Source organism: Pseudomonas sp. JE3303, assembly GCF_056312565.1.
Genome location: NZ_JBWGIF010000010.1, coordinates 193647 through 216707, shown reverse-complemented (window position 1 = coordinate 216707; position 23061 = coordinate 193647). Strand labels below are relative to the sequence as shown.

Sequence of the window (23061 nt, the reverse complement as noted above, 5' to 3'; positions counted from 1 at the left end):
GCGGTTGATCGCTCCGCCCAATCCCTGCAACCGAGGCATACGTGTCAAAAGGCATTCTTTCATCAGTCGCGGCGTCTTGTCTGTTCGCCGTGATGTACTTCTATACCTCCCTGCTGTCACCACTGGACGGCGAGGAAATCTTCGGTTGGCGTATCTTGCTGACCCTGCCCTGCCTGACGATGTTCATGCTGTTGAGCAAGGATTGGCCGCTGGTGGGCAGGCTGCTGCGCCGGGTGCGGGAAAACCCCGTGTTGCTGCTGGGCATGGCAGGCACGTCGTGGCTGCTGGGGGTCCAGCTGTGGCTGTTCCTGTGGGCGCCATTGCATGGGCGCAGCCTGGAAGTGTCGCTGGGCTATTTCCTGCTGCCGTTGACCATGGTGCTGACCGCCAGGCTGGTATACGGCGAACGCTTGTCCTACCTGCAGAAAGTCGCGGTGCTGTGCGCCACATGCGGGGTCGGGCACGAGTTCTACCAGCACGGCAGCTTTGCCTGGGAAACCGTGGTGGTCGCCACGGGTTACCCGATCTACTTCGTGCTGCGGCGCAAGTGCCGCAACGACAACCTGGGCGGGCTGTGGAGCGACATGTTCCTGTTGCTGCCGCCAGCCCTCTATTTCGTCATCAGCGGCCCGCTGTCGGCCGCTGACATGGCCGGCCACCCCGCGCTGTACGGATTGATCCCGCTGCTTGGGGTGATCAGCGCCCTGGCGCTGGTCAGCTACGTGCTGGCCAGCCGCCTGTTGCCGTTCGGCCTGTTCGGCCTGCTCAGCTACGTCGAACCGGTGCTGCTGGTGGGCGTGGCCCTGCTACTGGGCGAGACCATCAGTCGCGACCAGTGGCTGACCTATCTGCCCATCTGGGCCGCTGTTCTGGTGCTGATCCTCGAAGGGTTCAAGCACCTGCTGCGCCAGCATCGTCGAGCGGTTTAAGCCGCACCTGGCGTACCCGGCGCTCCTCCACCGCCACCACGGTCATGTCCCAGCCGTTCCACGACAGGTGGTCACCGACCACCGGCAGGCGGTCCAGCAGACTCATCACCAGGCCCGCGAGGGTCTGGTAGTCGTCTGTGGCACGGGCGGCGAAACCAGTCTGTGCCTGCACCTGGCTGAGATTGAGGGCACCGCTGACCACGAAGCCGTCGGCGTCCTTGACGATGCCGGGACCTTCCACCTCGCTGGCGTCGGGCAGCTCACCGGCAATAGACTCGAGAATGTCGGTCATGGTCAGCAGGCCGGTGAAGTCGCCAAACTCGTTGACCACGAAGGCGATGTGCGTCGACTGAGCGCGCATCTGCTCCAGCGCGTTGAGGATGCTGAAACTCTCCAGCAGGTTCAACGGCGCCTTGGCGATGTTCTCGAGGTCCGGCGTGTGACCGGCCAGCAGCTCGTGCAGCAGCTCCTTCTTGTGTACAAAGCCCACCGGCTCGTCGATCCGGCCGCCGCGAATCAATGGCAGCCGTGAGTACGGCGAGTTCAGCAGCGCCTGGGCGATGTCTTCGGCGCCCTGGGCGAGCTCGATGGCATCGACTTCAGTCCGCACCGTCATCACCGTACGGATCGGCCGCTCGGCCAGGTTCAGCACACCACTGATCATCACCCGCTCACGACGGTCGAACAGCACGTGCTCCTCGCTGCCCTCGACCATGTCGGCAATTTCCTCGCCTACCTCGTCAGCCTCGACCCGCCGGCCACCCAGCAGGCGCAGCACGGCATGCGCGGTACGTTCGCGCAGCGGACGATGCTGTTGCACGCTGCGCTTGCGACGGGCGCGGGCCAGCTGGTTGAACAGCTCGATCATGATCGAGAAACCGATCGCCGCGTACAGGTAGCCTTTCGGGATGTGGAAGCCCAGGCCCTCGGCGGTCAGGCTGAAGCCGATCATCATCAGGAAGCCCAGACACAGCATGATCACTGTCGGGTGAGCGTTGACGAAGCGCGTCAGCGGCTTGCTGGCGACGATCATGATGCCCATCGAGAAGACCACCGCGATCATCATCACCGACAGGTGCTCGACCATGCCCACGGCCGTGATCACCGCATCCAGCGAGAACACCGCATCGAGCACGACGATCTGCGCGACGATCGGCCAGAACGCCGAATGGCGCACCGGGCCGCTGGCCTGGGCCACATGGCCTTCCAGTCGTTCGTGCAGCTCCATGGTGGCCTTGAACAGCAGGAACACACCACCGAACAGCATGATCAGGTCACGGCCAGAGAAGCTCTTGTCGAACACCTCGAACAGCGGCGCCGTCAGCGTGACCATCCACGAGATACTGGCCAGCAGGCCCAGGCGCATGACCATCGCCATCGTCAGGCCAATCACCCGCGCGCGGTCGCGCTGATGCGGTGGAAGCTTGTCGGCGAGGATGGCGATGAACACCAGGTTGTCGATACCCAGCACCAGTTCGAGCACGATCAGCGTGGCAAGGCCCAGCCAGGCCGTGGGGTCGGCTAGCCATTCCATGGGCGGGTACTCATGCGGGGGGCGTTAGAAGAACGCGGAGAGGATGACCGGGACGGCCAGCTACTGGGGGGCTCCGAGAAGGTGCTCATGTCTACCTGATATAAGTTTGGGATTGAGATCCTACAATCGAAGCAGGTTTTTCTTACAGATGAAAATTATTACAAAACCTGTAACAAGATGCTCCTGGGTTTCTCCCGTTGCGAAATCGGGCCCTGAGGGGCCCTCGAGCAGCCCCTCAGCTCAAAGCTTCCAATCCAGACTCACCATCAACGTCCGCGGCTCGCCGTTGTACACCCCGTTATAGAACCCCACATTGTGGTAGTAGTGCTCATCGAACAGGTTCTTCACGTTCACCGACCCTGCCAGGTGCTCGTCGAACTGATACCGGGCCATCAGGCCGACTACCGAGAACGCCCGCTGGCTCATGCTGTCGCGCACGGTGATGATGTCGCCGCTGGCATCACGCCCCACCGGGCGATTACCCAGGCGGTAGTTGGCGCTTTGCCAGTCGAGGGTGCCGCCTACCGTGAGCGCCGGGGTAACTTTGTAGGTGCTGGAGTAACGGACCAGGTTGAGCGGTTGCTCGGTGTTCTTGCGTTTCTTCTCGGCGTCCGCGGCATGGGTGTAGCTGTAGCCCAGGCTCATGTTCCAGTCCGGCATCACCTCACCGGCGATCTCCGCTTCGAAGCCTTCGACGACAATGCCCTTGCCACCAGACTTGTAGTACTGCTCACCATTGGGGCCCATCGGGATCGAGTCATCGATCTCGGCGACGTTGTCCTGCTTGCTGCGATACACCGCCGTGCTCAGGTTGGCGCGATCATCGAAGAGGCTGCCCTTGAGGCCGATCTCGTACACCTTTCCTACCACTGGCTCGATGTACTGCTCGTTGACGTCCTTGGCTGTCTGCGGGTTGAAGATATCGGTGTAGCTGGCATACACCGTGAACTGTTCGGTCAGGTCGTAGAGCACGCCGGCGTAGGGCGTCCACTGGTCGTTCTGGACCTGGCTGCTGGAGGTCTGGCCGGTGACGTTGAGGTCGGCGTCGTACTTCCACGACCGGCTGCTGGTCTCCCAGCTGCCATAACGGCTGCCGATCACCAGGTGCAGGCTGTCGGTGAGGTTCAGCCGGGTAGCGATGTAGCCGGCCTTCTGCTCGGTACTCGAACGCGACAGGTCCCGGCTGGTCACGGTGTCCGAGAACTTGGGCGTCGAACTCATGTTCTTCCAGTCGGCAATGGTTGTGTAACCGGGGGGCACAGCGCCCGCGATGATGTAGGGCGAGTCGTTGCGCCGCTCCGATTCGCCATAGCCCATCATGAACTCGTGGCTGCGCCCGAACAGTTGAAATGGCCCGGCCAGGTTGAAATCGACGGCACCCATCTTTTCCCCGCCGGCCATGTGGCTCTTCCAGGCCGTCATGCCACTGCGATCCGCATTCGGGAAACCATTGCCGCCGTAATACACCTTGCCATCGGTATCAGTCTCCCGATGGGTGTAGGCCGCCTTGAACAGCCAGTCGTCGCCCAATCGCTGATCGAGGGTGACGAACACCGTCTGGTCCTTCAATGGCCAGGACGACCAGGACGCCGCCATGTTGGTCGAGCGTGGCAGGTTGGCCTTGCTGCCATCGGCGTTCCAGTACGGCACCGTGCCCCACGAGGCACCTTGCACATGCTTGTTCTGGTAGTCATACCCTACCGCCAGCACGGTGCTGTCTGTCAGGTCCGCTTCCAGGATGCCGTAGGCCACTTCGCGCTGGGACTGGTAATGGTCCATGTAGGACTTGTTGTCGCGATACGCCAGCACCGTGCGCCCACGCAGACGGCCATCGAACGCCAGCGGACCGCCCACGTCCACATAGCTGTAGTAGTTGTCGTAGGTGCCACCACTGATGCCAGAGCTCACCGCCAGCTGATGGGTCGGACGCTTGCGCATCATGGAGATGGTCCCGGACGGGTCCCCCGCCCCCGTCGTCAGCCCCGTAGCGCCGCGCACCACTTCGATACGGTCGTAGATGATCGGGTCCGAGTCCGATTTCAACCCCGAAAAGGTATTGAGCATCCCATCGATCTGGAAGTTGTTGATCGCATACCCGCGCGAGTAATACGCCGGACGCTCCGAATCGTTGCGCTGCACTGTAATGCCCGTCACATGCGCCATGGCTTCCGACAGCGAGCCCAGCTTGAAGTCGTCCAGTTGCTGGCGAGTGATCACCGAGACCGACTGGGGCGTTTCCTTTATCGACAGGTTCAGGCGCGTGGCGGTGCTCATGCTGCCGGTGGTGTAGGCGCCGGTGTCCTCGGTGATGGTGCCCAGGCCCTGGGCGAGGATTTCGGTGGAGCCCAGCTCCAGGACGCCGTCCTCGGAGCTGGATTCGGCGGTGGTGTCGGCCAGTGACAGCGGGGCGAATGTGCTGGCGCAAAGGCCCAGGGTCAGGGTCATGGAGCGGGTGATGGGGGGAAGCATTGCGAGGGCGTTCCTTGTTCTCTGAGAGAAATCCGTTTCGGCCAATTTGGCTCAGGGATAGGAACGAAGGGCTGGGTCAGGGATTTAAGCGAAGGCAAGTGAATGACAGGGAACATCCGGCAAGCGGGCGCCGTCGCCCGCTTGTCCGCGCCTCGCTTAAAAGAACGTCATCTCCTTCACATCATCCGCCACGATCAGCTTGCCCGCCGTCTTCTCGATAACCTCCTCGACACTCACCCCAGGCGCGGTCTCGCGCAGGATGAAGGCGCCATTGTCGATCTCAAGGTACGCAAGGTCGGTCAGCACCTTGCGGATGCATCCTGCCCCCGTCAGTGGAAGGCTGCAGCGGTTCAGCAGCTTGGACTCGCCGTCCTTGGACGCGTGGGTCATGGTCACGATGATGTTCTCGGCGCCCGCCACCAGGTCCATTGCGCCGCCCATGCCCTTGACCAGCTTGCCGGGGATCATCCAGGAGGCGATGTTGCCTTCGACGTCGACTTCAAAGGCACCGAGTACGGTAAGGTCCACGTGGCCGCCGCGGATCATGGCGAAGGAATCGGCGGAATTGAAGATCGAGGCGCCGCGGCGTGCGGTGACGGTCTGCTTGCCGGCGTTGATCATGTCGGCGTCAAGCTGCTTCTCAGTGGGAAACTCGCCCATGCCCAGCAGGCCGTTTTCCGATTGCAGCATCACGTCCATGTCGGGCGGCACATAGTTGGCCACGAGGGTCGGAATGCCGATGCCGAGGTTGACGTAGTAACCGTCCTTGAGTTCACGGGCGACGCGTTGCGCCATTTGTTCGCGGGTCAGTGCCATGGTCTGGGTCTCTTTGTTGTTCTGTGCGAAGGCCGGTCAGGCTTTGACGGTGCGTTTTTCGATGCGCTTCTCGAAGCTGCCGACGATGACCCGGTCGACGAATATGCCCGGGGTGTGGATTTCGCTGGGCAGCAGCACGCCAGGCTCGACGATTTCCTCGACCTCCACCACGGTGATGCGCCCGGCGGTGGCCACCAGCGGGTTGAAGTTTTGCGCGGTGTTGCGGTACACCACGTTGCCGTAGTAATCGGCCTTCCAGCCCTTGACGATGGCGAAGTCGCCGGTGATGGCTTCTTCAAGAATGTACTTGCGGCCGTTGAAGTCGCGCACTTCCTTGCCCTCGGCAACCGGGGTGCCGTAGCCGGTGGCAGTGAAGAAGGCCGGGATGCCGGCGCCACCCGCGCGCATCTTTTCAGCAAGGGTGCCTTGCGGAGTAAGCTCCACTTCAAGCTCACCGCTGAGCAACTGGCGCTCGAACTCGGCATTTTCGCCAACATAGGAGGCGACCATCTTGCGGATCTGATGGTCCTTGAGCAGTACGCCCAGGCCAAAATCGTCGACCCCGCAGTTGTTGGAGACTACGGTCAGCCCCTTTACCCGGCGGCGGCGGATCTCGGCGATGAGGTTTTCAGGAATGCCGCACAGGCCAAACCCGCCGGCCAGGACTGTCATGTCATCGGTCAGGCCGTCGAGGGCCTGTTCATAGGTTGCTACGCGCTTGTCCAGTCCGGCCATGCTGTTTCGCCTTTTGTAGTTGTGGACCGACAGGGCTGTCGGTGAGCGTCGAGCGCATCTTCACCCGTGATGACTAATTTGTTAATTTTGATTAATTCATCGATTGATAACTTTTCCAAAACAACGATCGAGCAGCCATGAACGTCAAGCAACTGCGTGCCTTTGTCACCGTGGCCAAATACCAGAGCTTCGCCCAGGCCGGCGAGCACCTGCATATTTCGCAACCCGCCTTGAGCCTCACCATCAAGGCGCTGGAAGAGAACCTCGGTGGTGCCCTGCTCACCCGCACCACCCGCAGCGTCAGCCTGACCCCGGAAGGCGAAGTGCTGCTGCCCCTGGCTCGGCGCCTGCTGGTCGATTGGGACGACACCGAAGAACTGCTGCGCCAGCGCTTCACCCTGCAGCTGGGGCGCGTGGCCATCGCCGCGATGCCAGCATTTGCCGGCAACCTGCTGCCGGCGTCGCTCAAGGTATTTCGCCAACGCTATCCGCGGGTCAATGTCACCGTGCACGACGTGATCAACGAACAGGTCCAGGAACTGGTGCGTCACCGGCGCGTCGAACTGGGCATCGGCTTTGAACCCGACAATGGCGATGCGCTGCACTTCGAGCCGCTGTACCTGGACCGTTTCGTGGCGGTGGTGCCGGCGGATTCAGCCCTTGCCGTGCAGGCGCAGGTGACGTGGCGAGAGCTGCTGGCGGAGGATTTCATTGCCCTGCAACGACCATCGGCGGTGCGCTTGCTGCTCGAGGAGCAGGTGGCGGTCGAGCACGGCAAGCTGACGGTAGCCTTCGAGAGCCACCAGCTCACCACCGTCGGCCGCATGGTTGCCAATGGCTTGGGCGTGAGTGCCGTGCCAGCGCTGTGCATCGGCCAGATGCAGGAACTCGGTGCGCGTTGCGTGCCCTTGATCGAACCCTGTGTCGAGCGGCGCATCGGCGTGATCTCGCTGGCCGATCATGAATTGTCCACCGCGGCCCAGGCGATGCTTGACGTGCTGCTGACCCATACCCGCTCCCAGGAGGTGACATGCGTACCGTGAAACTTGCAGGCTCAAGCGTCCCGGCCATTGGCCAGGGCACTTGGTACATGGGGGAAGACCCTGCTCAGAGGGCTCGCGAAGTCGCGGCGTTGCAGCACGGCATCGAGCTTGGACTGACCCTGATCGACACCGCCGAGATGTATGCCGAGGGGGGTGCCGAAGAGGTGGTGGGCGAGGCCATCGCAGGACGTCGTGACGAGGTGTTTCTGGTCAGCAAGGTCTATCCGCACAATGCCAGCCGCAAGGGCGTGCCGGCGGCGTGCGAACGCAGCTTGCAGCGCCTGGGCACTGACTGCATCGACCTGTATCTGCTGCACTGGCGCGGGCAGTATCCGCTCGAGGAAACGGTCGAAGCGTTCGAGCGTCTTCGAGAAGCGGGCAAGATCCGCCGCTGGGGCGTGTCCAACTTCGATGTGGACGACCTGGTCGAGCTGGACAGCCCGGAGTGCGCGGTCAATCAGGTGCTGTACAACCCGGCTCAGCGGGGTATCGAGTTCGACCTGCTGCCGTGGAGCCAGGCGCGTGGCTTGCCGACCATGGCGTACTGCCCGCTGGCCCAGGCAGGAAGACTGCTGGGGCATCCGGTGCTTTCACAGATCGCCGAGCGCCATGGGGTGACCCCGGCGCAGGTAAGCCTGGCGTGGGTGACGCGGGATGATGGGGTGATCGCGATACCCAAGGCCGTTTCGCCTGAGCATGTACGGCTCAATGCGGCGGCGGGTGAGTTGGTGCTGGGGAGCGACGACTTGCGGGCTATGGACGAGGCGTTCGCGCCGCCGATGCGCAAGCAGAGGTTGGCGATGGTTTGATGAAATGCTTCATGCATGGGTGACCCTCTTCTCTGTGCATGAAGCATTCTCAATGAAAGTCCCGGCTGCGCACATCCAGCCCTTGCAGCAACACGCTGACGTCTTCCAACCGTTTGGCGATCAGGTGGCGTACGCCGTTTTCATGCTCCAGGCGTCCGAACACTTTCAGCAACCGTGAACCTACCAGCGCGCGGCGCTGGCGCTCTGCCAGGTCGCGCCACACCACCACGTTGACCATGCCGAACTCGTCCTCAAGGGTCACGAAGGTCACGCCGCTCGCGGTGCCTGGGCGCTGGCGGCCGACCACAATACCCGCCACGCTGACGCTGTCGCCATGCTGCACTTCGTCTAGTTCGTGTGAACTGCGGCAGCCGCGGGCCACGAGGCGTGGGCGCAACAAGGTCAGTGGATGCGGCCCCAGGGTAGTGCCGAGGGTGGCGTAGTCGGCGACCAGGTCTTCGCCGACCGAGGGCGTGGGCAGCTCGATCGCCACCTCCGGCGCGTCATCGACCTGGGCGAACAACGGCAGTTGCGCTTGCACCGCCGCAACTTGCCAGCGTGCCTGATGCCGGTCCCGTGCAAGCCCGCGCAGGGCGCCAGCGTCGGCCAGCAGCTCGCGGGCCCGGCTGTCGAGCCCGGCGCGCAAGCACAGGTCCTCGATGTCGCGCCAGTGCCGCTCTGCCCGCCTCTGCACCAGGCGCAACGCATCAACTTCGGCAAAGCCACGAATCTGCCGCAGGCCGATGCGAATGGCCAGCACCTCATCGCCTTCCAGGGTGCAGTCCCAGGTGCTGTGGCAGACGTCCACCGGGCGAACCTCGATACCCTGCCGCCGGGCATCCTGCAGCAACTGGTCAGGTGTGTAGAAGCCCATGGGCCAGCTGTTGATCAGGGCGCAGATGAAGATCGCCGGCTCATGACACTTCAGCCAACTGCTGGCATAGGTGAGCAAGGCGAAGCTGGCGGCGTGGGACTCTGGAAAGCCGTAGCTGCCAAAGCCCTTGATCTGCTCGAAGATGCGTTCGGCGAAACTTGCCTCATAGCCATTGCGCAACATGCCTTCGATCAGCCGCACCCGATGCGGCTCTAGCCCGCCGGTACGCTTCCAGGCGGCCATGCTGCGGCGCAGCTGGTCGGCCTCGCCGGCACTGTAGTCGGCGGCGACCATGGCCAGTTCCATCACCTGTTCCTGAAACAGCGGTACCCCCAGGGTGCGCTTGAACACCGCCTCCAGAGCTTCTGAGGGATAGGTGATGGGTTCTTTCCCGAGGCGCCTGCGCAGATAGGGATGAACCATGTCACCCTGGATCGGCCCAGGCCGAACGATCGCCACCTCGATCACCAGGTCGTAGAACTCGCGCGGCTTCAACCTGGGCAGCATGGCCATCTGGGCCCGAGATTCGATCTGGAACACACCGATGGTCTCGGCGCGGCTGATCATGTCGTAGGTAGGGCCATCATCGGCCGGAATGCTCGCCAGGGTCAGGCGCCGGCCACGGTGGCGATCGATCAGGTCGAAGCAGCGACGCAGCGCGCTGAGCATCCCCAGGGCAAGCACATCGACCTTGAGCAGGCCGACCGCATCGAGGTCGTCCTTGTCCCACTGAATGACGGTGCGGTCCTCCATGGCAGCGTTTTCCACCGGCACCAGCTGGTCCAGGGGTTGCTCGGAGATGACAAAACCACCCGGGTGCTGTGACAGGTGCCGGGGGAAGCCGATCAGCTCCCCCGCCAGCACGAGAATGCGCCGCAATGACGGGCTCTGTGCCTCGAAACCGGCCTCCTGCAACTGGTCGGGCGATGGGATGCGATCGGTCCAGCGCCCGCAGCACTTGGCCAGTGCATCGATCTGATCGGAAGGCAGGCCCAGCACGCGGGCAATGTCGCGTACCGCCCCGGCGGCGTGGTAGGTGCTGACCACTGCGGTCAAGGCCGCCCGGTGGCGGCCGTAGCGCCGGAACACGTACTGGATCAATTCCTCGCGGCGGTCGTGCTCGAAATCGACGTCGATATCGGGGGGCTCGTCGCGCTCACGCGACAGGAACCGCTCGAACAGCAGCTTGGTCTGCATGGGGTCCAGCTCGGTGATCCCCAGCACGAAACACACCACCGAGTTGGCCGCCGATCCCCTGCCCTGGCAAAGAATGTGCTGGCTGCGGGCAAAGCTGACGATGTCGTGGACGGTCAGGAAATAGCTTTCATAGCCCAGCTCGGCAATCAGCGCCAGCTCCCGCTCCAGGGTCTCGCGCACCGCCGGACTCGGCCCGCCAGGCCAGCGCTGGGGCAGATGCCGCTCGCACAGTGCACGCAGCCAGGTGGTCGGGGTCTGCCCTGCGGGCACCACTTCGTGGGGGTACTGGTAACGCAACTGGCTCAGGTCGAACTGGCAGAGTCCAGCGAGCACCTGGGTGCGGGAAAGCAGCGCGGGCGGAAACAGCTCGGTCAGTTGCACCATGGGCCGCAAATGCCGCTCGCCATTGGCGAACAGGAACTGCCCGGCTTCGGCCACCGTGGTGTGATGGCGGATGGCGCTCATGCAGTCCTGCAGGGCGCGCCGTCCCCGGGCGTGCATGTGCACATCGCCGCAGGCGACGGCCGCGATTCCCAAGCCTTCGGCCATGTTCAGCAACTGCGGCAGGCGGCTGGCGTCATCACAGCCCCGGTGCAGGTGCACCGCCAGAGACAGGCGTTCGCCAAAGTGCTGCTGGAGCCATTGCCCGGGAGCAGGATCCTCGGGACTGTCGGGCACCCATAAGGCCAGCAGGCCCGCGTGATGGGCCTCGAGGTCATCCGGTAGCAAGCAGTACTCGCCTTTTTTCGCCCGGCGGCGGGCCCGGGTGATCAGCGCGCAGAGGTTCTGGTAGCCGGCAAGGTCCTGCACCAGCAGGACCAGGCGCGGGCCTTCCTGCACCCGCACTTCACTGCCGACGATCAGGCGTACGTCATGCGCCTTCGCGGCCTGCCAGGCGCGCACGATCCCAGCCAGGGTGCATTCATCGGTGATCGCCAGGGCGTCGTAGCCCAGCTCGGAGGCGCGGCGAAACAACTCATCGGCGCTGGAGGCCCCCCGCTGGAAACTGAAATTGGACAGGCAGTGCAGTTCGGCATAGCGCTGAGTGCTCATGAAAACCAGCCCTGCAGCCACAACGGCCCGGCCTCGATCAGGTCACGGTAGGCCCAGCCCTGCTGGCCTGCTGGCGTCTCGATGCGGTAGTAGTCGCGGCGCACGTCAGCACCATCCCACCAGCCCGACTCGATGCGCTCGGCATGCCCTAGCAGGCGCAGGCCGGTCTCGGGAATGGGCTGCACCTGTGGCAGCAGCCATCCCGGACGGCTGTCCGGCGCCACCGGCATGAGCCCCGGGCCGCCCTCGCTCGCCCCTTGCCAGGCGTACTCAGGTCGATGGTCGGCGCGGGCTTGCAGGCCTTGCACGGCATCGTCGCCCAAGCGTGCGCGCAAGCGCTCGCGCAACTGCGCCCAGGGCTGGACCTGCTGTGCCCGGGCATCGAACAGCACCTGGTGCTGGGGCACGAAGGCCGGCAGGTCATCGGCAAGCAAACGCAGGTTGCGTACCGGTGCCGTGATGCGCAGCGGCTCGAGACGCCCGCGCGCCAGCTCGAACAGTATCGAGGCCTCGCGCTCGGCAGCCAGCAGCCCGACCTGCAGACAGGTATCGGAACCCTCGGCATGCTCGAGCAACAGCGCGAAACGCTGCACACCGCAGTCCCGGCCAGCGAGAAAGGCGGCCAAGTCGTTGATCAGGCGGCGCAGGGGAAACAGCAGGGCCTGGTGGGACTCGACGTCGAAATTGAGCTCAAGCCGGGCCTCGAAGCGATCTGGCGGCTGGTAGAACGCCAGGCCCTGGCTGCGCAACCCGAGCAACTGGTCCAGGTGCAACTGCACCTGGGCAGCGAAGCGTCGCGCCAGGGACTCGCGAGGCAACGCCAAGACCTGCCCCAGCTGGCGCAAGCCCATGCGCGCGAAGGCCTCGGCCGCTTCCGGCGGCAGGCCGACACGCTCGACGGGCATGCGCGCCAGGGCTGCCGTGGTCTCTTCACGCGATGGCACCGCCAGGCCGTCATGCCCGTTGGCGAGCATCCGCGCGGCGACCGGATTACTGGCCAGGACAATTCGGTGTCGAAGGCCAAGCCCGCTCAGCTCTTCGCGCAAGCGCGCCTCGAACAGCCGCCAGGGACCAAACAGCTGCAGGCTGGAGCCGACTTCCAGGAGGACAGCCCGTGGGTAATGCAGGCTGACCTGGGCACTGAACCGATACGCCCAAGCCGCCAGCAGTTGCTGCATGTGCTCGATACTGGCGGCGTCAGCCTCCACGCAGTCAAAGCCATCGGCCAGGGCCCGGGCGGCATTGAGCGTTAGCCCGGCGCGCAAGCCCAGCGCCGCTGCTGCAGGGTTGACCGCCTGCAGTATTCGTCGCTGCGCCGGACCACCGAGCAGTGCCAGAGGTGCCTCAGGGTTGTCGCGTGCGCGCAGAACGGTGTCGAGTGCCAGTTGAGGCAGAAGAATGCAGGCCCACAGCATGGTGCATCAGCCCCGCCCGCTTGCAGCGACAGGCTGGCTGGGCGGCAGGCCGCCCCGGCACTTGAGCACCCGCCATTGCGCGGGCCGGGTATCGATGGCAATGCGCAAGGCAGCGGGTGACGGGTTGAGCGATACCTGCTGTGGGCGGCAGGCGAACGCCAGCGCCTGACCGGTCTCGGCAGCGACCTGCAGCCGGCGCAAGGCGCGGTCATCCGCGCGCTCGGGCCAGCACAGCACCGCCGCACAACTGCCCGAGCGCAGGCATTGCTCCGCCGCCCACAGGACTTCACCCGGCTGCGCCTCGACCTGGGCCAGCCAGCGCAAGTCAATGCCAGCCGCCTGCCATGCTGGAGCAAACGGAATGAACGGCGGTGCAACCAGCACCACCCGCCCACCCTCCGCGGTCAGGCGCGCCAGGCTTGGCCACAACAATTGCAGCTCGCCACATCCAGGGCCGGCCAGAAGTAGTTCGATCAGCGATGCAGCCGGCCAGCCCCCATCAGGCAGGCAGGCATCAAGCGCCGCATGCCCGGTTGGCTGCAGGCCCTGCGGCCGCGACTCGGCCTGACGCCCGCGCCATACCCGGCGCTGGTCGAGCAGCCCGTCGAGGTCGACAACCGCGCCCATCAATCGCGCCTCAGCAGGCCACAGAAAACGCCTTCGATCACGAAGTCGCGTTCAGGCCCTACATCGATGGGCGCGAAGGCCGGGTTGCGGGGCAGCAGCCGATAACGGCCAGCGGCGCGCTGAAGGCGCTTGATGGTCACTTCGCCGTCGAGCCGGGCAACGACGATCTGGCCGTCGCTGGCCTCGGCCTGCTGGCGGATGCCGACCAGGTCGCCGTCGAGGATGCCGTCGAGAATCATCGAATCGCCACGCACCTTGAGCAGGTAGTCGGGTGTACGACGGAAAAAGCTCGGGTCGACCAGGAGCTGTTCGTGGATGTCCAGGTCGGGAGCGATGGGCGCACCCGCAGCGACCTGGCCAAGGACCGGAATCTCGAGGATTTCCGGACGGCGCAGTGGCTCGGCCAGGCGGATGCCACGCGCCTGGTTGGGCGTGACATCGATGAAGCCGGCCTGGCTCAGGGCAACGATATGCTTGCGCGCAACGCTGCGCGAGGCGAACCCGAAGCGGCTGGCGATATCGGCCAGGCTCGGGGGCTGGCCATGTTCGGCGATACGCTCGCGGATGAATTCGAGAATCGCGCGGCGTTTGGGGGGTAATCTGTCCATGGAGAACATTTGTACTCTTTTTGCCCAAACCTGACCAGCCCCCTTTCGTCGCTGCTTTTTTCGGTATCATCGCGCAGGCCTTTCTCATCACACGGATGCCCCATGCTGAACGCCCTGCTGTTCGACCTCGATGGAACCCTCACCGACACCGATACCCTGCATCTGCAAGCGTTCCGCCACCTGATGGATCAACACGGACGCACACTGAGCCAGGCCGAGTTCGAAGCCCAGGTCAGTGGACGCGCCAATGGCGAGCTGTTCGCCGAGCTGTTTCCGCAGTCCAGCCCTGAACAGCAAAAAGCCCTCGCAGACCGCAAGGAAGCACTGTTTCGCGACTTGTCGCCCGAGCTTGAGCCCATGCCTGGCCTGCTGCGCCTGCTCGAGCATGCCCAGACGCAAGCGATCGGCGTGTGCGTGGTAACCAACGCCCCGCGCCACAATGCCGAGCACATGCTGAGCGCGATGGGCCTGGGCGGGCATTTCGAGCATGTCGTGGTGGCCGAGGAGCTGACTCGAGCCAAGCCCGACCCGCTGCCCTACCTGACGGGGCTGCAACGACTGAACGCAACGGCCGGGCAGGCGCTTGCCTTCGAGGATTCGGTTCCCGGCGTCACGGCCGCCAGCAATGCGGGGATCTTCACCGTGGGACTGGCCACCAGCCTGCCAGCCGAGCGCTTGCAGGCCGCGGGTGCGCAACTGGTCATCGATGATTTCGAGGATCCGTTGCTATGGGCGCTGATCGACGAGATGCGCGGCTGACCAATACCGGGTCCCATGCGCCCTGCGATGCCCATCCATTCGTCGGCCAGCCGATGTGCACTGTCGAACCCGTCCCATGCGGTTCGACCATGAGCACATCCCCCGCGTGGAGCGACATCCATGGACACTCCAGACAAACCCGAAGTGGTCTCGCGCAACGAGTGGCTGGCTGCCCGCCGCCAGTTGTGGCTGCGCGAAAAGGCTTTCACCCATGAGCGCGACGAGCTGTCTGCTGCGCGCCGGGCGCTGCCCTGGCTCAGGGTGGACACGCCCTACCGCTTCCAGGGACCGGATGGAGAACTGAGCCTGGGGGACCTGTTCGCCGGCCGCAGCCAGTTGCTGGTCTACCACTTCATGTTCGTCGAGGGCTGGAGCGAGGGGTGCCCGGGGTGTTCCTTTCTCGCCGATCATTTCGACGGCGCGAACCTGCACCTGGCTCACCATGACGTCTCGCTGGTAGCGGTGTCAGGGGCCCCCTACGATCAATTCCAGGCCTTCAGGTCACGCATGGGCTGGCGCTTTGACTGGTATTCGGCCCATGACAGTACCTTCAACCGCGACTTCGGGGTAAGCGTGCCCACCGATGGCAGCGGCCAGTACAACTACGAGGCCTACCAGGGAGAGGAAGGCGAGCTTCCCGGGCTCAGCGTGTTCTATCGCGATGACGACGGCGTCATCTACCACACGTACTCGACCTATGCCCGAGGCCTGGACATTCTGGTCGGCACCTACAACTTCCTCGATCTCATGCCCTTGGGCCGCAATGAGGAAGGAACCATGGACTGGGTGCGGTACCACGATCGCTACGAAGGGGCCGAAGACAAGGCGCATTGCTGCCACGATTGACCATCCGTACCGGGCACTCAGCGCTTCATGCAGCGCTGGTAGCGCTCGTCCACCCGGCCTGCGAACCACGCCGTGGTCAGCTTGCGGGTGATCTTCGGACTCTTGAGTTCGATGCCTGGCAGCACCGCACGGGGCAACGGTTTGCCAGCGGCGCCATCGGCAAGGGCAAACACGCCCTGATACAGGTCAGTGTCTTCGAAATCGAGGCTATCGCCCTGCCCCAGATGGTTGCGAATCACCGGATTGCGCAGCCCCAGCTTCGGCCCCAGGCGGCGAGCGGCTTTCTCGGTAGTGCCCGGCATGATTGACCCAGGCGCCACGAGGTCGCCATCGAGTGCCAGCTTGACGCCGCTGGCGCGGCTCAGCGCACTCTGGAAGGCGGCATTGCGGCTGGCGTACCAGCCCGCGTTGAAATCGGCGAAACGGTAGCGTTGCTGCGAATAGTGAGTCGGATACCCAAGCAGGTGCGCGATCCCGAAATACATGCCTCCACGCCGGGAGAAGACTTCCTGGCGTATCGTGCCGTCGACGGCGTAGGGATAATCCTTGGCATGTGCTTCTGCGAACGCGATGCTGACTTGCATGGGGCCGCCGGTATGCACCGGGTTCAGGCCTCCGAGCAAGGTGCGGCCGAGCGGCAGCGTGCCGATCAGCTCATCGAACAAGGCACTCAGCTCCTTTTCGCTGCGCACTGCCTGCAGTCGTTGCTGATAAGTCTTGCCGTTGCTCGAGCGGGTCTTCAGGCCACTGTCCACCAGCAGCTTTGGAATATGCAGGCGGGCGGCGCGCCGGTCGATCTCTTCACGGGCGATACGCCCCAGTCCTGGCACCTGGGGGTCGGCCTGGAATGTCGACTCCTGCTCGGTCACCGCCAGCACCGCGCACAGGTTGCTCTTGCTCGGGGTGATTTGCTGAGTGGTGAAGGCGGTCTGGATATCCTTGGCCCAGCCTGCGCGGTCGCGGGTGGAGGCCGGCAGCAGTCGCATCAGGTCGGCGCGAACCTTGGCGGGGTCGGCCTCAGGCTCGGGCGGCCTGCTCACGCAACCTTGCAGCGATGCCAGTATTGCTGCGCCCGCCAGCGCTGAACGCCACCCCATGTCCACTCCCTCCAGATGCTGTCGATAGCCGCACCCTAACAGCCGACGGGCGTTTCAGGACAGCTCCATGCGCTCACTCTGCCGGATGATCGCTGGGGACTCGCCTTCGACGAGCAGAGAAGACAACCGTTCAAGCACCCGCTGCTCCTGCTCATGGATGAAAAAGTGACCACCCTCGAACAGGTGCAGCGAAAACCGACCTGTCGTCTCGCGACGCCAGGCCGACAGTTGATCCTCGCTGGCGCGATCGTCCTCGCCACCCAGCACATGCAGCGCACAGGTCAATGCCTGCCGCTTGCGGTAGGTGTAGCGTCCGCAGAGCAGAAAATCGGCCCGCAGGACCGGCAAGGTGATGCTCATCAGCTCCTCGTTGGCGAGCACCTCTTCGGGGGTGCCATTGAGTTCGCGCAGATCATTGATCAGCTCGGCATCGTCCTTCGGGTTGCGCCAGCCATCGCCGTCATACCCTTCGCGCCGGGTGGGCGCTGCGGTGCCGCACGCAAACAGCGCCACCGGCTCAGGGCAGCCCAGGGCACGCAACGCGTGGGCCAGCTCGAAAGCCAGCAAAGCGCCGAGGCTGTGGCCCAGGATGGCGTATGGGCCAGTGGCGTTCAGTCGCTGCTCCTCCGCCAGTTGCCGGGCCAATGCCTGCATGTCGGTTTGCAAAGGCTCCCCCAGGCGTACCCCCCGGCCGGGCAGCTCGACGGGGCGCACCTGCAGCCACGCGGGCAGCGTGCGCCGCCAGCGGCTGTACACCATGGCGCTCGCGCCGGAGTACGGCAGGCACAGCAACGTCAATTCGGACATGCGCAAGCCCTTACTGGGCCGCTGCGGTTTCGGCCATCTTCTGGCGCAGGCTCAAGGGACGCATGTCGGTCCATACCTCGTCGATGTACGCCAGGCAGTCCTTTTTCAGCCCGCTCTTGCCCACGGTGCGCCAGCCTGCAGGAATGGCCTTGTAGTCGGGCCAGATGGAATATTGTTCTTCGTGGTTGACCACTACCTGGAACACGATGTCGTCGCGGTCGAAAACGGAAGTCATTGCCTGTCTCCTTGAGGGTAAGTACGCACGAGTGCCCACGGGCGTTCGGCGGTTACAGACAAAGACGAAAGGAATGTGGAAAAAATTACCAAAGCCGGTCAGGCATCTCGCAACAGGTCATGCTCGTTCAACAACCCGAAGGCCACCTCGGGATTGCGCTCGAGGCCCCGGCGAATCGCCGCCGGTATGGCCTGGCGGGTCTTGCGGCAGAGGCCCGGCTGCTCTTCCAGCTCGATCTGGATGCCGCGCATGGTGCGCACTTCGTTGAACCCCGGGGCGATCCGCACGCGTATGCCCAATTGCTCATGAAGGCGCTGCTGCAGACGCACGAGGTCGTCCAGGCTCTTGATGTTCTCAAGGCGATCAAGCAGGCGCTTTTCTTCAGCACGGGTCAGCAACAGGATGCGTTGGGCATCGCCCGGGCTGTCGTGCAGCCGTTCGCGCCCGCAGTTGCAGGCCCCGGGTGGGCATTGTTGGCGAAACGGCAGGTTGGCGTTCATGAGGCCAAGCATAGCCTGAGGGAGCCGGGACCACATCGGCCTGTATGCAGCAGCCCATGATTATCGGTATGGTGATGCCCAAGTAGGAAGTTTGTCCCGCACAGGAAAACCCAGCATGCACCAACGCAATGTCATCAACGCATCCGTCAGCCCCAAAGGCAGCCTGGAGACGCTGTCGCAACGTGAAGTCCAGCAACTGAGTGAAGTCGGTACCGGCACCCTGTACACCCTGTTCCGCCAGTGCGCGCTGGCCATTCTCAATACCGGCGCGCATGTCGACAATGCCAAGACCATCCTGGAGGCGTACAAGGACTTCGAAGTTCGAATTCACCAGCAGGACCGCGGCGTGCGCCTCGAACTGCTGAATGCGCCGGGGGACGCCTTCGTCGATGGCGAGATGATCGCCAGCACCCGCGAGATGCTGTTCAGCGCGCTGCGCGACATCGTCTACACCGAGAGCGAGCTGGCCAGCCAGCGCATCGATCTTGAAAGCTCCCAAGGCATCACCGACTACGTGTTTCACCTGCTGCGCAACGCCCGCACCCTGCGCCCTGGCGTGGAGCCCAAGCTGGTGGTGTGCTGGGGCGGGCACTCGATCAGCAGCGAGGAATACCAGTACACCAAGAAGGTCGGCCACGAGCTGGGCCTGCGCAAGCTGGACGTGTGCACCGGCTGCGGCCCGGGCGTGATGAAGGGCCCGATGAAGGGCGCGACCATCGCCCACGCCAAGCAGCGCATGCACGGCAGCCGTTACCTGGGCCTGACCGAACCGGGCATCATCGCCGCCGAGGCGCCGAACCCGATCGTCAACGAGCTGGTGATCCTGCCGGACATCGAGAAGCGCCTTGAGGCGTTTGTCCGCGTCGGCCACGGCATCATCATCTTCCCCGGTGGCGCCGGAACCGCCGAGGAGTTCCTCTACCTGCTCGGCATCCTGATGCACCCGGACAACCAGGACCTGCCCTTCCCGGTCGTGCTTACCGGGCCGAAAAGCGCCGAGCCCTACCTGCAGCAGTTGCACGACTTTGTGGGTTCCACCTTGGGCGAAGAAGCGCAGCGCCATTATTCGATCATCATCGACGACCCGGCCGAAGTGGCCCGACGCATGGTCGACGGGCTCAAGGAGGTCAAGCAGTTCCGCCGCGAGCGCAACGACGCCTTCCACTTCAACTGGCTGCTGAAGATCGAAGAAAGCTTCCAGCGCCCCTTCGACCCCACCCACGAGAACATGGCCAACCTCGCGTTGCGCCGCGAGTTGCCCGCCCACGAACTGGCCGCCAACCTGCGCAGGGCCTTCTCGGGCATCGTCGCCGGTAACGTCAAGGACAAGGGTATCCGCCTGATCGAAGACCACGGCCCTTACCAGATCCGCGGCGACAGCGCGGTACTCGACCCGCTGGGCCGGTTGCTGCAGGCGTTTGTCGAGCAGCACCGGATGAAGCTGCCGGGCGGTGCGGACTACGTGCCGTGCTACCAGGTCACGACTTGATCCCAGGGTTGCGGGCACGCCCTGTGCCCGCAACATTTCGCAGGATCTTTCCTACACTGGTCAGTGAACCAGCCTCGATAAATGCGGTCTTTGGCTGACGGTCAAATCTTCTGACCGGTTCAGCGGCCCCGTCCTCGGGCCTACATTTGTCCTGTAGATGCGAAGAACCCATGCCTGATTCCCGTCCCGCCATCCTTGCCTTCCCTGCCCTGTGCGGCAGCCTGATCGGCGCGCTGTTGCTGCTTGCCGGCCCCCTGCACGCCGAAGAAGCCGCCAGCGATGCGCGCTGGGTCAGTGACAGCCTGAGCACCTACGTGCGCAGCGGCCCGACCGATGGTCACCGGATTGTCGGCAACCTCAAGTCTGGGCAGAAAGTCACCTTGATCGGCACCCAGGGCAACTACAGCCAGGTGCGCGGCGAGAGCGGCAGCGTGGTGTGGATCTCGACCAGCGACCTGCAGGAGGTTCCTGGCCAGGCCGAGCGCCTGCCGCAGCTCGACAGCCAGGTGGCGCAGCTGAGCGATCAGCTCAAGACCATCGACGACAGCTGGAAGACCCGCGTGCAGGGCATGCAGGAGACCCTGGATTCGCGCAAGGCCTTGATCGATGAGCTGGAAACCCGCAACAAATCGCTCAACGAAGAGCTCGGCATGGCCCAGTCCGAGCTGCGCAGCACCCAGGCGCGCCTGGGCGACGAGAACAAGCAGGTGATGATGCGCTACATGGTCTACGGCGGTGGCATCGCCGGTGCAGGGCTGCTCGCCGGGCTGATCCTGCCGCTGCTCACCCGCGGCCGCAAGCGCAACGACCGCTGGTTCTGAGGCTGCTCAGCGGGCCTGATTGGTCACGCCGAATGGAATGTGTACCGACGGCACCACGGTGCTGGTGCTTTTCAGGTGCGCCGACTGGTCGTCGAAGAAGATGTGCGGCCTGAGCACCTGCAATACCCGGCGCTTCTCGATGCCGCCAAGAAAGAATGCATCGTTGGCCATCACGCCCCAGCTTTTCAGCGTATTGAGCGCGCGCTCGTGCGACGGCGCGCTGCGGGCGGTGACGATGGACACGCGCAGACGGTTCTCGTAGCCGGGGTTGGTGATCTTGTGTTGCTCCTCCGCTGCCTGGATCCGCGCGATCCTTACGAAGAATTCCTTGAGCGGGCCAGGATTGTGCGGTTGGGCGACGTTCAGCACCTCATGGGCGTGAAAGCTGTCCAGCCCCGCGCTCTGCATCACCGCCTCGGACTCATCACCCGCCAGCACGCCATCGAAGTCGAAGGCAATGCGCAGGCTGGGGTCGTCCTCATCGTCATCGAACTGTGAGTCGAGTACCTGGCCTGCGGGGTAGCCGGCCTTGATCGCCGCGTCCACGTCCGGTTTGCTGGCGGACAGGAACAGCGCGATGTTCAGCGCCGGAATGAATTCGTACGGCGACCGCCCCTGCATGAAGATCGCCCGGGTCATCCCCAGGCCGTGGTGCTCGATGGTCTTCATCACCCGCAGGCCGGTGTCCGGATCGTTCTGCGACAGCAGCACCACCTCGACCAGCGGGTCTTCAGGGTCGCTGCACAGGTCGTTCAGGGCCAGCAGGCGCTTGATGAAAGGAAAGGCGATGCCCTTGCCCAGCGGCGAATGCAGGTGTTGTTCCTGGTACTTGCGGTACTGGGCCTCGCCTTCACGGCGAAACACCGCGTCCGATTCGCCCAGATCGAACACCGCGCTCGAGGCGACACCGATCACCAGGCGGTTTTCCAGTTCATAGGGCATTCAAAGTTCCTTGCTGAGGTCATGGCCTGCTGAGGATACCGCGAAGCCGCGATCTCTGTTGGCGCACTGCAAGAGCAGAGCCGGATCGGCAAAACCGGTTAGACTGTGCAACCCCGCGCCGACCTGGCGCGGGCTGCCTCAACAGCCGGAGCCCTGTTACCGATGTTCATCCTCCGCCGCCTCGACGGCATGCCCCCGGAAAGTTTCCAGAACCAGATCCGCAAACTGGTGATCGACCATGTCAGTGAGCTGAGCAGCGTGGCCATTGCCCCGGGCAATCCGCTGTATCCCCTCTATCAATATGGCGTGGGCCTTGAAGTACACCAGTACCTGCAGGCCATGGACGGCTCGCGCGGCCTGGCAGTGGACGTGCTGCTGGCCCTCGATGCCGATGCCCCCGACCTCCTGCTCGGGTTTGCCATCGCCCTGCCCGCCCAGGATGATCCGCAGGCCTGCGCCGTGGCGTTTCTAGCCGTGGATCCTGCGCATCGACGCCAGGGCATTGCCCGCGCCATGGTGGCCGAGGTCGGCAAGCGCCATGCCTGTGTCGAGCTCAACTGCTTTGTGCAGCAAGTTCCGTGGTTCGAGGCCATGGGGCTGCAGCTGGTTGCCGCAGCGGGCACTCAGGTGCTGATGAGCAGCACCGGCAAGGCCAGTGGCGCGTTGATCGGACGGCTGGATATCGCCCCGATCTACCGCACCCTGGAGGTAGGCCAGATCCATGCCTACCTGGTCAAGCAGCATGGGGATGAGGCCATGGTCGAGGCGGAGAAGGAGCGAGATCAGCGGCTCGACCAGCTGGCATGGCAGGCCCAGGAGTTCGTGCGGCAGCGCCGCATGGTGCACTAAGGCACTTCTATGGCTCCACCTGCCGCACAGTGATATCCCCGCCCTTGCCTTCCCGGCGCTCGGTCATCCAGTCGTTCACCTGCTCGCCAAACACTGCTGGCGCCTTGCGCCCGAAGCGTCTGGCCAGGTCGAGGATGGTCTGCTGGGCCAGCGCTTCTTCCATGCGCTTCTGCGCGGTGAGCATTACCGCGTGGATAGCGCAGGTGCCTTCGGTTGCCCACGGCGGCGGCGTGCCGTCGAACACCGCGCAGCGCTCGCGCACTTCGCGGCAATCGAAGATCTTCTTGCTGCCGTCGATCGCCCTGACGATGTCGAGCACGGTGATTTCATCCGAAGGCCGGGCCAGGCAAAAACCCCCGCGCACCCCTTCTGTGGCCGCCACCAATCCGGCCCGGGCAAGCTTGGTGAAGACCTTGGCCAGGTATTCGTGGGGCACCCCTTGCAGTTCGGCCAGGTCGCGCACGCTGGCCTCGCGGCTGTCGCCACGCTCGTCGACCAGAAACAGCAGGCAGTGGATGCCGTACTCGACGCCCGCACTGTAAAGCGACATGTCTATCTCCGACTGTATTTGTCGCAAATACTACCCCACCTCTACACGTCCCCACAA

The 23061-nt window shown here is 64.1% G+C and carries 22 protein-coding genes; 8 read left to right on the top strand and 14 right to left on the bottom strand.

The window, feature by feature from the left end; all coding sequences use genetic code 11:
- The first annotated feature begins 41 nt into the window (after positions 1-41).
- Positions 42-929: an EamA family transporter RarD gene (gene rarD, locus AC0ZZU_RS16165; RefSeq protein WP_476342033.1), complete on the top strand. Its 888-nt coding sequence runs from the start codon at positions 42-44 to the stop codon at positions 927-929.
- Here the strand turns inward: rarD and AC0ZZU_RS16160 are convergent.
- The 4 genes from AC0ZZU_RS16160 to AC0ZZU_RS16145 form a co-directional block, all read right to left on the bottom strand.
- Positions 892-2463, bottom strand: coding sequence for a TerC family protein (locus AC0ZZU_RS16160; protein ID WP_476342032.1), 1572 nt, complete (start codon positions 2461-2463; stop codon positions 892-894). The two genes, rarD and AC0ZZU_RS16160, sit on opposite strands and share 38 nt — an antisense overlap.
- A 240-nt stretch (positions 2464-2703) precedes the next feature.
- Positions 2704-4932 (bottom strand): TonB-dependent siderophore receptor, encoded by a 2229-nt coding sequence (locus AC0ZZU_RS16155; RefSeq protein WP_476342030.1) that lies wholly within the window; start codon positions 4930-4932, stop codon positions 2704-2706.
- 156 nt (positions 4933-5088) lie between these two features.
- Entirely contained in the window at positions 5089-5748 is a 660-nt protein-coding gene (locus AC0ZZU_RS16150) for a CoA transferase subunit B (RefSeq protein ID WP_476342029.1), read from the bottom strand.
- A gap of 36 nt (positions 5749-5784) precedes the next feature.
- Positions 5785-6483, bottom strand: coding sequence for a CoA transferase subunit A (locus AC0ZZU_RS16145; protein ID WP_476342027.1), 699 nt, complete (start codon positions 6481-6483; stop codon positions 5785-5787).
- Positions 6484-6620: 137 nt separating this feature from the next.
- Here AC0ZZU_RS16145 and AC0ZZU_RS16140 point away from each other — a divergent pair, with 137 nt between their 5' ends.
- Positions 6621-7526 carry a LysR family transcriptional regulator gene (locus AC0ZZU_RS16140; protein WP_476342026.1) on the top strand — a complete coding sequence of 302 codons (906 nt, stop codon included), beginning with the start codon at positions 6621-6623 and terminating at the stop codon, positions 7524-7526.
- Positions 7514-8335: an aldo/keto reductase gene (locus AC0ZZU_RS16135; RefSeq protein WP_476342025.1), complete on the top strand. Its 822-nt coding sequence runs from the start codon at positions 7514-7516 to the stop codon at positions 8333-8335. The genes AC0ZZU_RS16140 and AC0ZZU_RS16135 overlap by 13 nt, the downstream gene beginning before the upstream one ends.
- A gap of 49 nt (positions 8336-8384) precedes the next feature.
- Here the strand turns inward: AC0ZZU_RS16135 and AC0ZZU_RS16130 are convergent, their stop codons facing one another.
- Genes AC0ZZU_RS16130 through lexA form a run of 4 tightly spaced genes read right to left on the bottom strand, consistent with a single transcriptional unit; the run spans position 8385 to position 14118 of the window.
- Positions 8385-11459 carry an error-prone DNA polymerase gene (locus tag AC0ZZU_RS16130; RefSeq protein WP_476342023.1) on the bottom strand — a complete coding sequence of 1025 codons (3075 nt, stop codon included), beginning with the start codon at positions 11457-11459 and terminating at the stop codon, positions 8385-8387.
- A complete protein-coding gene (locus tag AC0ZZU_RS16125) occupies positions 11456-12874 on the bottom strand; it encodes a Y-family DNA polymerase (RefSeq protein WP_476342021.1) in 1419 nt (472 codons plus the stop codon). The genes AC0ZZU_RS16130 and AC0ZZU_RS16125 overlap by 4 nt, the downstream gene beginning before the upstream one ends.
- 6 nt (positions 12875-12880) lie before the next feature.
- Positions 12881-13501: a translesion DNA synthesis-associated protein ImuA gene (gene imuA / locus AC0ZZU_RS16120; protein ID WP_476342020.1), complete on the bottom strand. Its 621-nt coding sequence runs from the start codon at positions 13499-13501 to the stop codon at positions 12881-12883.
- Positions 13501-14118 (bottom strand): transcriptional repressor LexA, encoded by a 618-nt coding sequence (gene lexA, locus AC0ZZU_RS16115; protein WP_476342019.1) that lies wholly within the window; start codon positions 14116-14118, stop codon positions 13501-13503. The genes imuA and lexA overlap by 1 nt, the downstream gene beginning before the upstream one ends.
- A 93-nt stretch (positions 14119-14211) precedes the next feature.
- On the opposite strand from lexA, the gene AC0ZZU_RS16110 reads away from it, so the two are divergent.
- Both AC0ZZU_RS16110 and AC0ZZU_RS16105 read left to right on the top strand, forming a co-directional pair.
- Positions 14212-14868, top strand: a complete 657-nt coding sequence (locus AC0ZZU_RS16110) for an HAD family hydrolase (protein WP_476342018.1) — start codon at positions 14212-14214, stop codon at positions 14866-14868.
- Positions 14869-14988: 120 nt separating this feature from the next.
- Entirely contained in the window at positions 14989-15714 is a 726-nt protein-coding gene (locus tag AC0ZZU_RS16105; protein ID WP_476342017.1) for a DUF899 domain-containing protein, read from the top strand.
- Between the two features lie 17 nt (positions 15715-15731).
- Here the strand turns inward: AC0ZZU_RS16105 and AC0ZZU_RS16100 are convergent, their stop codons facing one another.
- From AC0ZZU_RS16100 to AC0ZZU_RS16085, 4 genes are all read right to left on the bottom strand, one after another.
- On the bottom strand, positions 15732-16811 hold the full coding sequence (locus AC0ZZU_RS16100) for a DUF1615 domain-containing protein (RefSeq protein WP_476342016.1): 1080 nt from the start codon (positions 16809-16811) through the stop codon (positions 15732-15734).
- A 54-nt stretch (positions 16812-16865) separates the two neighbouring features.
- The gene (locus AC0ZZU_RS16095) at positions 16866-17618 is read right to left on the bottom strand and encodes a thioesterase II family protein (RefSeq protein ID WP_476342015.1); all 753 of its coding nucleotides are present in this window, start codon (positions 17616-17618) and stop codon (positions 16866-16868) included.
- Between the two features lie 10 nt (positions 17619-17628).
- Entirely contained in the window at positions 17629-17853 is a 225-nt protein-coding gene (locus AC0ZZU_RS16090; RefSeq protein WP_476342014.1) for an MbtH family protein, read from the bottom strand.
- 98 nt (positions 17854-17951) lie between these two features.
- On the bottom strand, positions 17952-18353 hold the full coding sequence (locus tag AC0ZZU_RS16085) for a hypothetical protein (RefSeq protein WP_476342012.1): 402 nt from the start codon (positions 18351-18353) through the stop codon (positions 17952-17954).
- 115 nt (positions 18354-18468) lie between these two features.
- Between AC0ZZU_RS16085 and ppnN the strand changes: the two genes are divergently transcribed.
- Both ppnN and AC0ZZU_RS16075 read left to right on the top strand, forming a co-directional pair.
- On the top strand, positions 18469-19842 hold the full coding sequence (ppnN, locus tag AC0ZZU_RS16080) for a nucleotide 5'-monophosphate nucleosidase PpnN (RefSeq protein WP_476342010.1): 1374 nt from the start codon (positions 18469-18471) through the stop codon (positions 19840-19842).
- A 170-nt stretch (positions 19843-20012) separates the two neighbouring features.
- A complete protein-coding gene (locus tag AC0ZZU_RS16075; protein ID WP_476342008.1) occupies positions 20013-20663 on the top strand; it encodes a TIGR04211 family SH3 domain-containing protein in 651 nt (216 codons plus the stop codon).
- A 6-nt stretch (positions 20664-20669) separates the two neighbouring features.
- Here AC0ZZU_RS16075 and AC0ZZU_RS16070 read toward each other — a convergent pair whose 3' ends face one another.
- Positions 20670-21605 carry a 5'-nucleotidase gene (locus AC0ZZU_RS16070; protein ID WP_476342006.1) on the bottom strand — a complete coding sequence of 312 codons (936 nt, stop codon included), beginning with the start codon at positions 21603-21605 and terminating at the stop codon, positions 20670-20672.
- 162 nt (positions 21606-21767) lie between these two features.
- On the opposite strand from AC0ZZU_RS16070, the gene AC0ZZU_RS16065 reads away from it, so the two are divergent.
- Positions 21768-22454 (top strand): GNAT family N-acetyltransferase, encoded by a 687-nt coding sequence (locus AC0ZZU_RS16065; RefSeq protein WP_476342005.1) that lies wholly within the window; start codon positions 21768-21770, stop codon positions 22452-22454.
- Positions 22455-22461: 7 nt separating this feature from the next.
- Here the strand turns inward: AC0ZZU_RS16065 and AC0ZZU_RS16060 are convergent, their stop codons facing one another.
- Positions 22462-23004, bottom strand: coding sequence for an RrF2 family transcriptional regulator (locus tag AC0ZZU_RS16060; protein ID WP_476342004.1), 543 nt, complete (start codon positions 23002-23004; stop codon positions 22462-22464).
- Between the last annotated feature and the right edge of the window lie 57 nt (positions 23005-23061).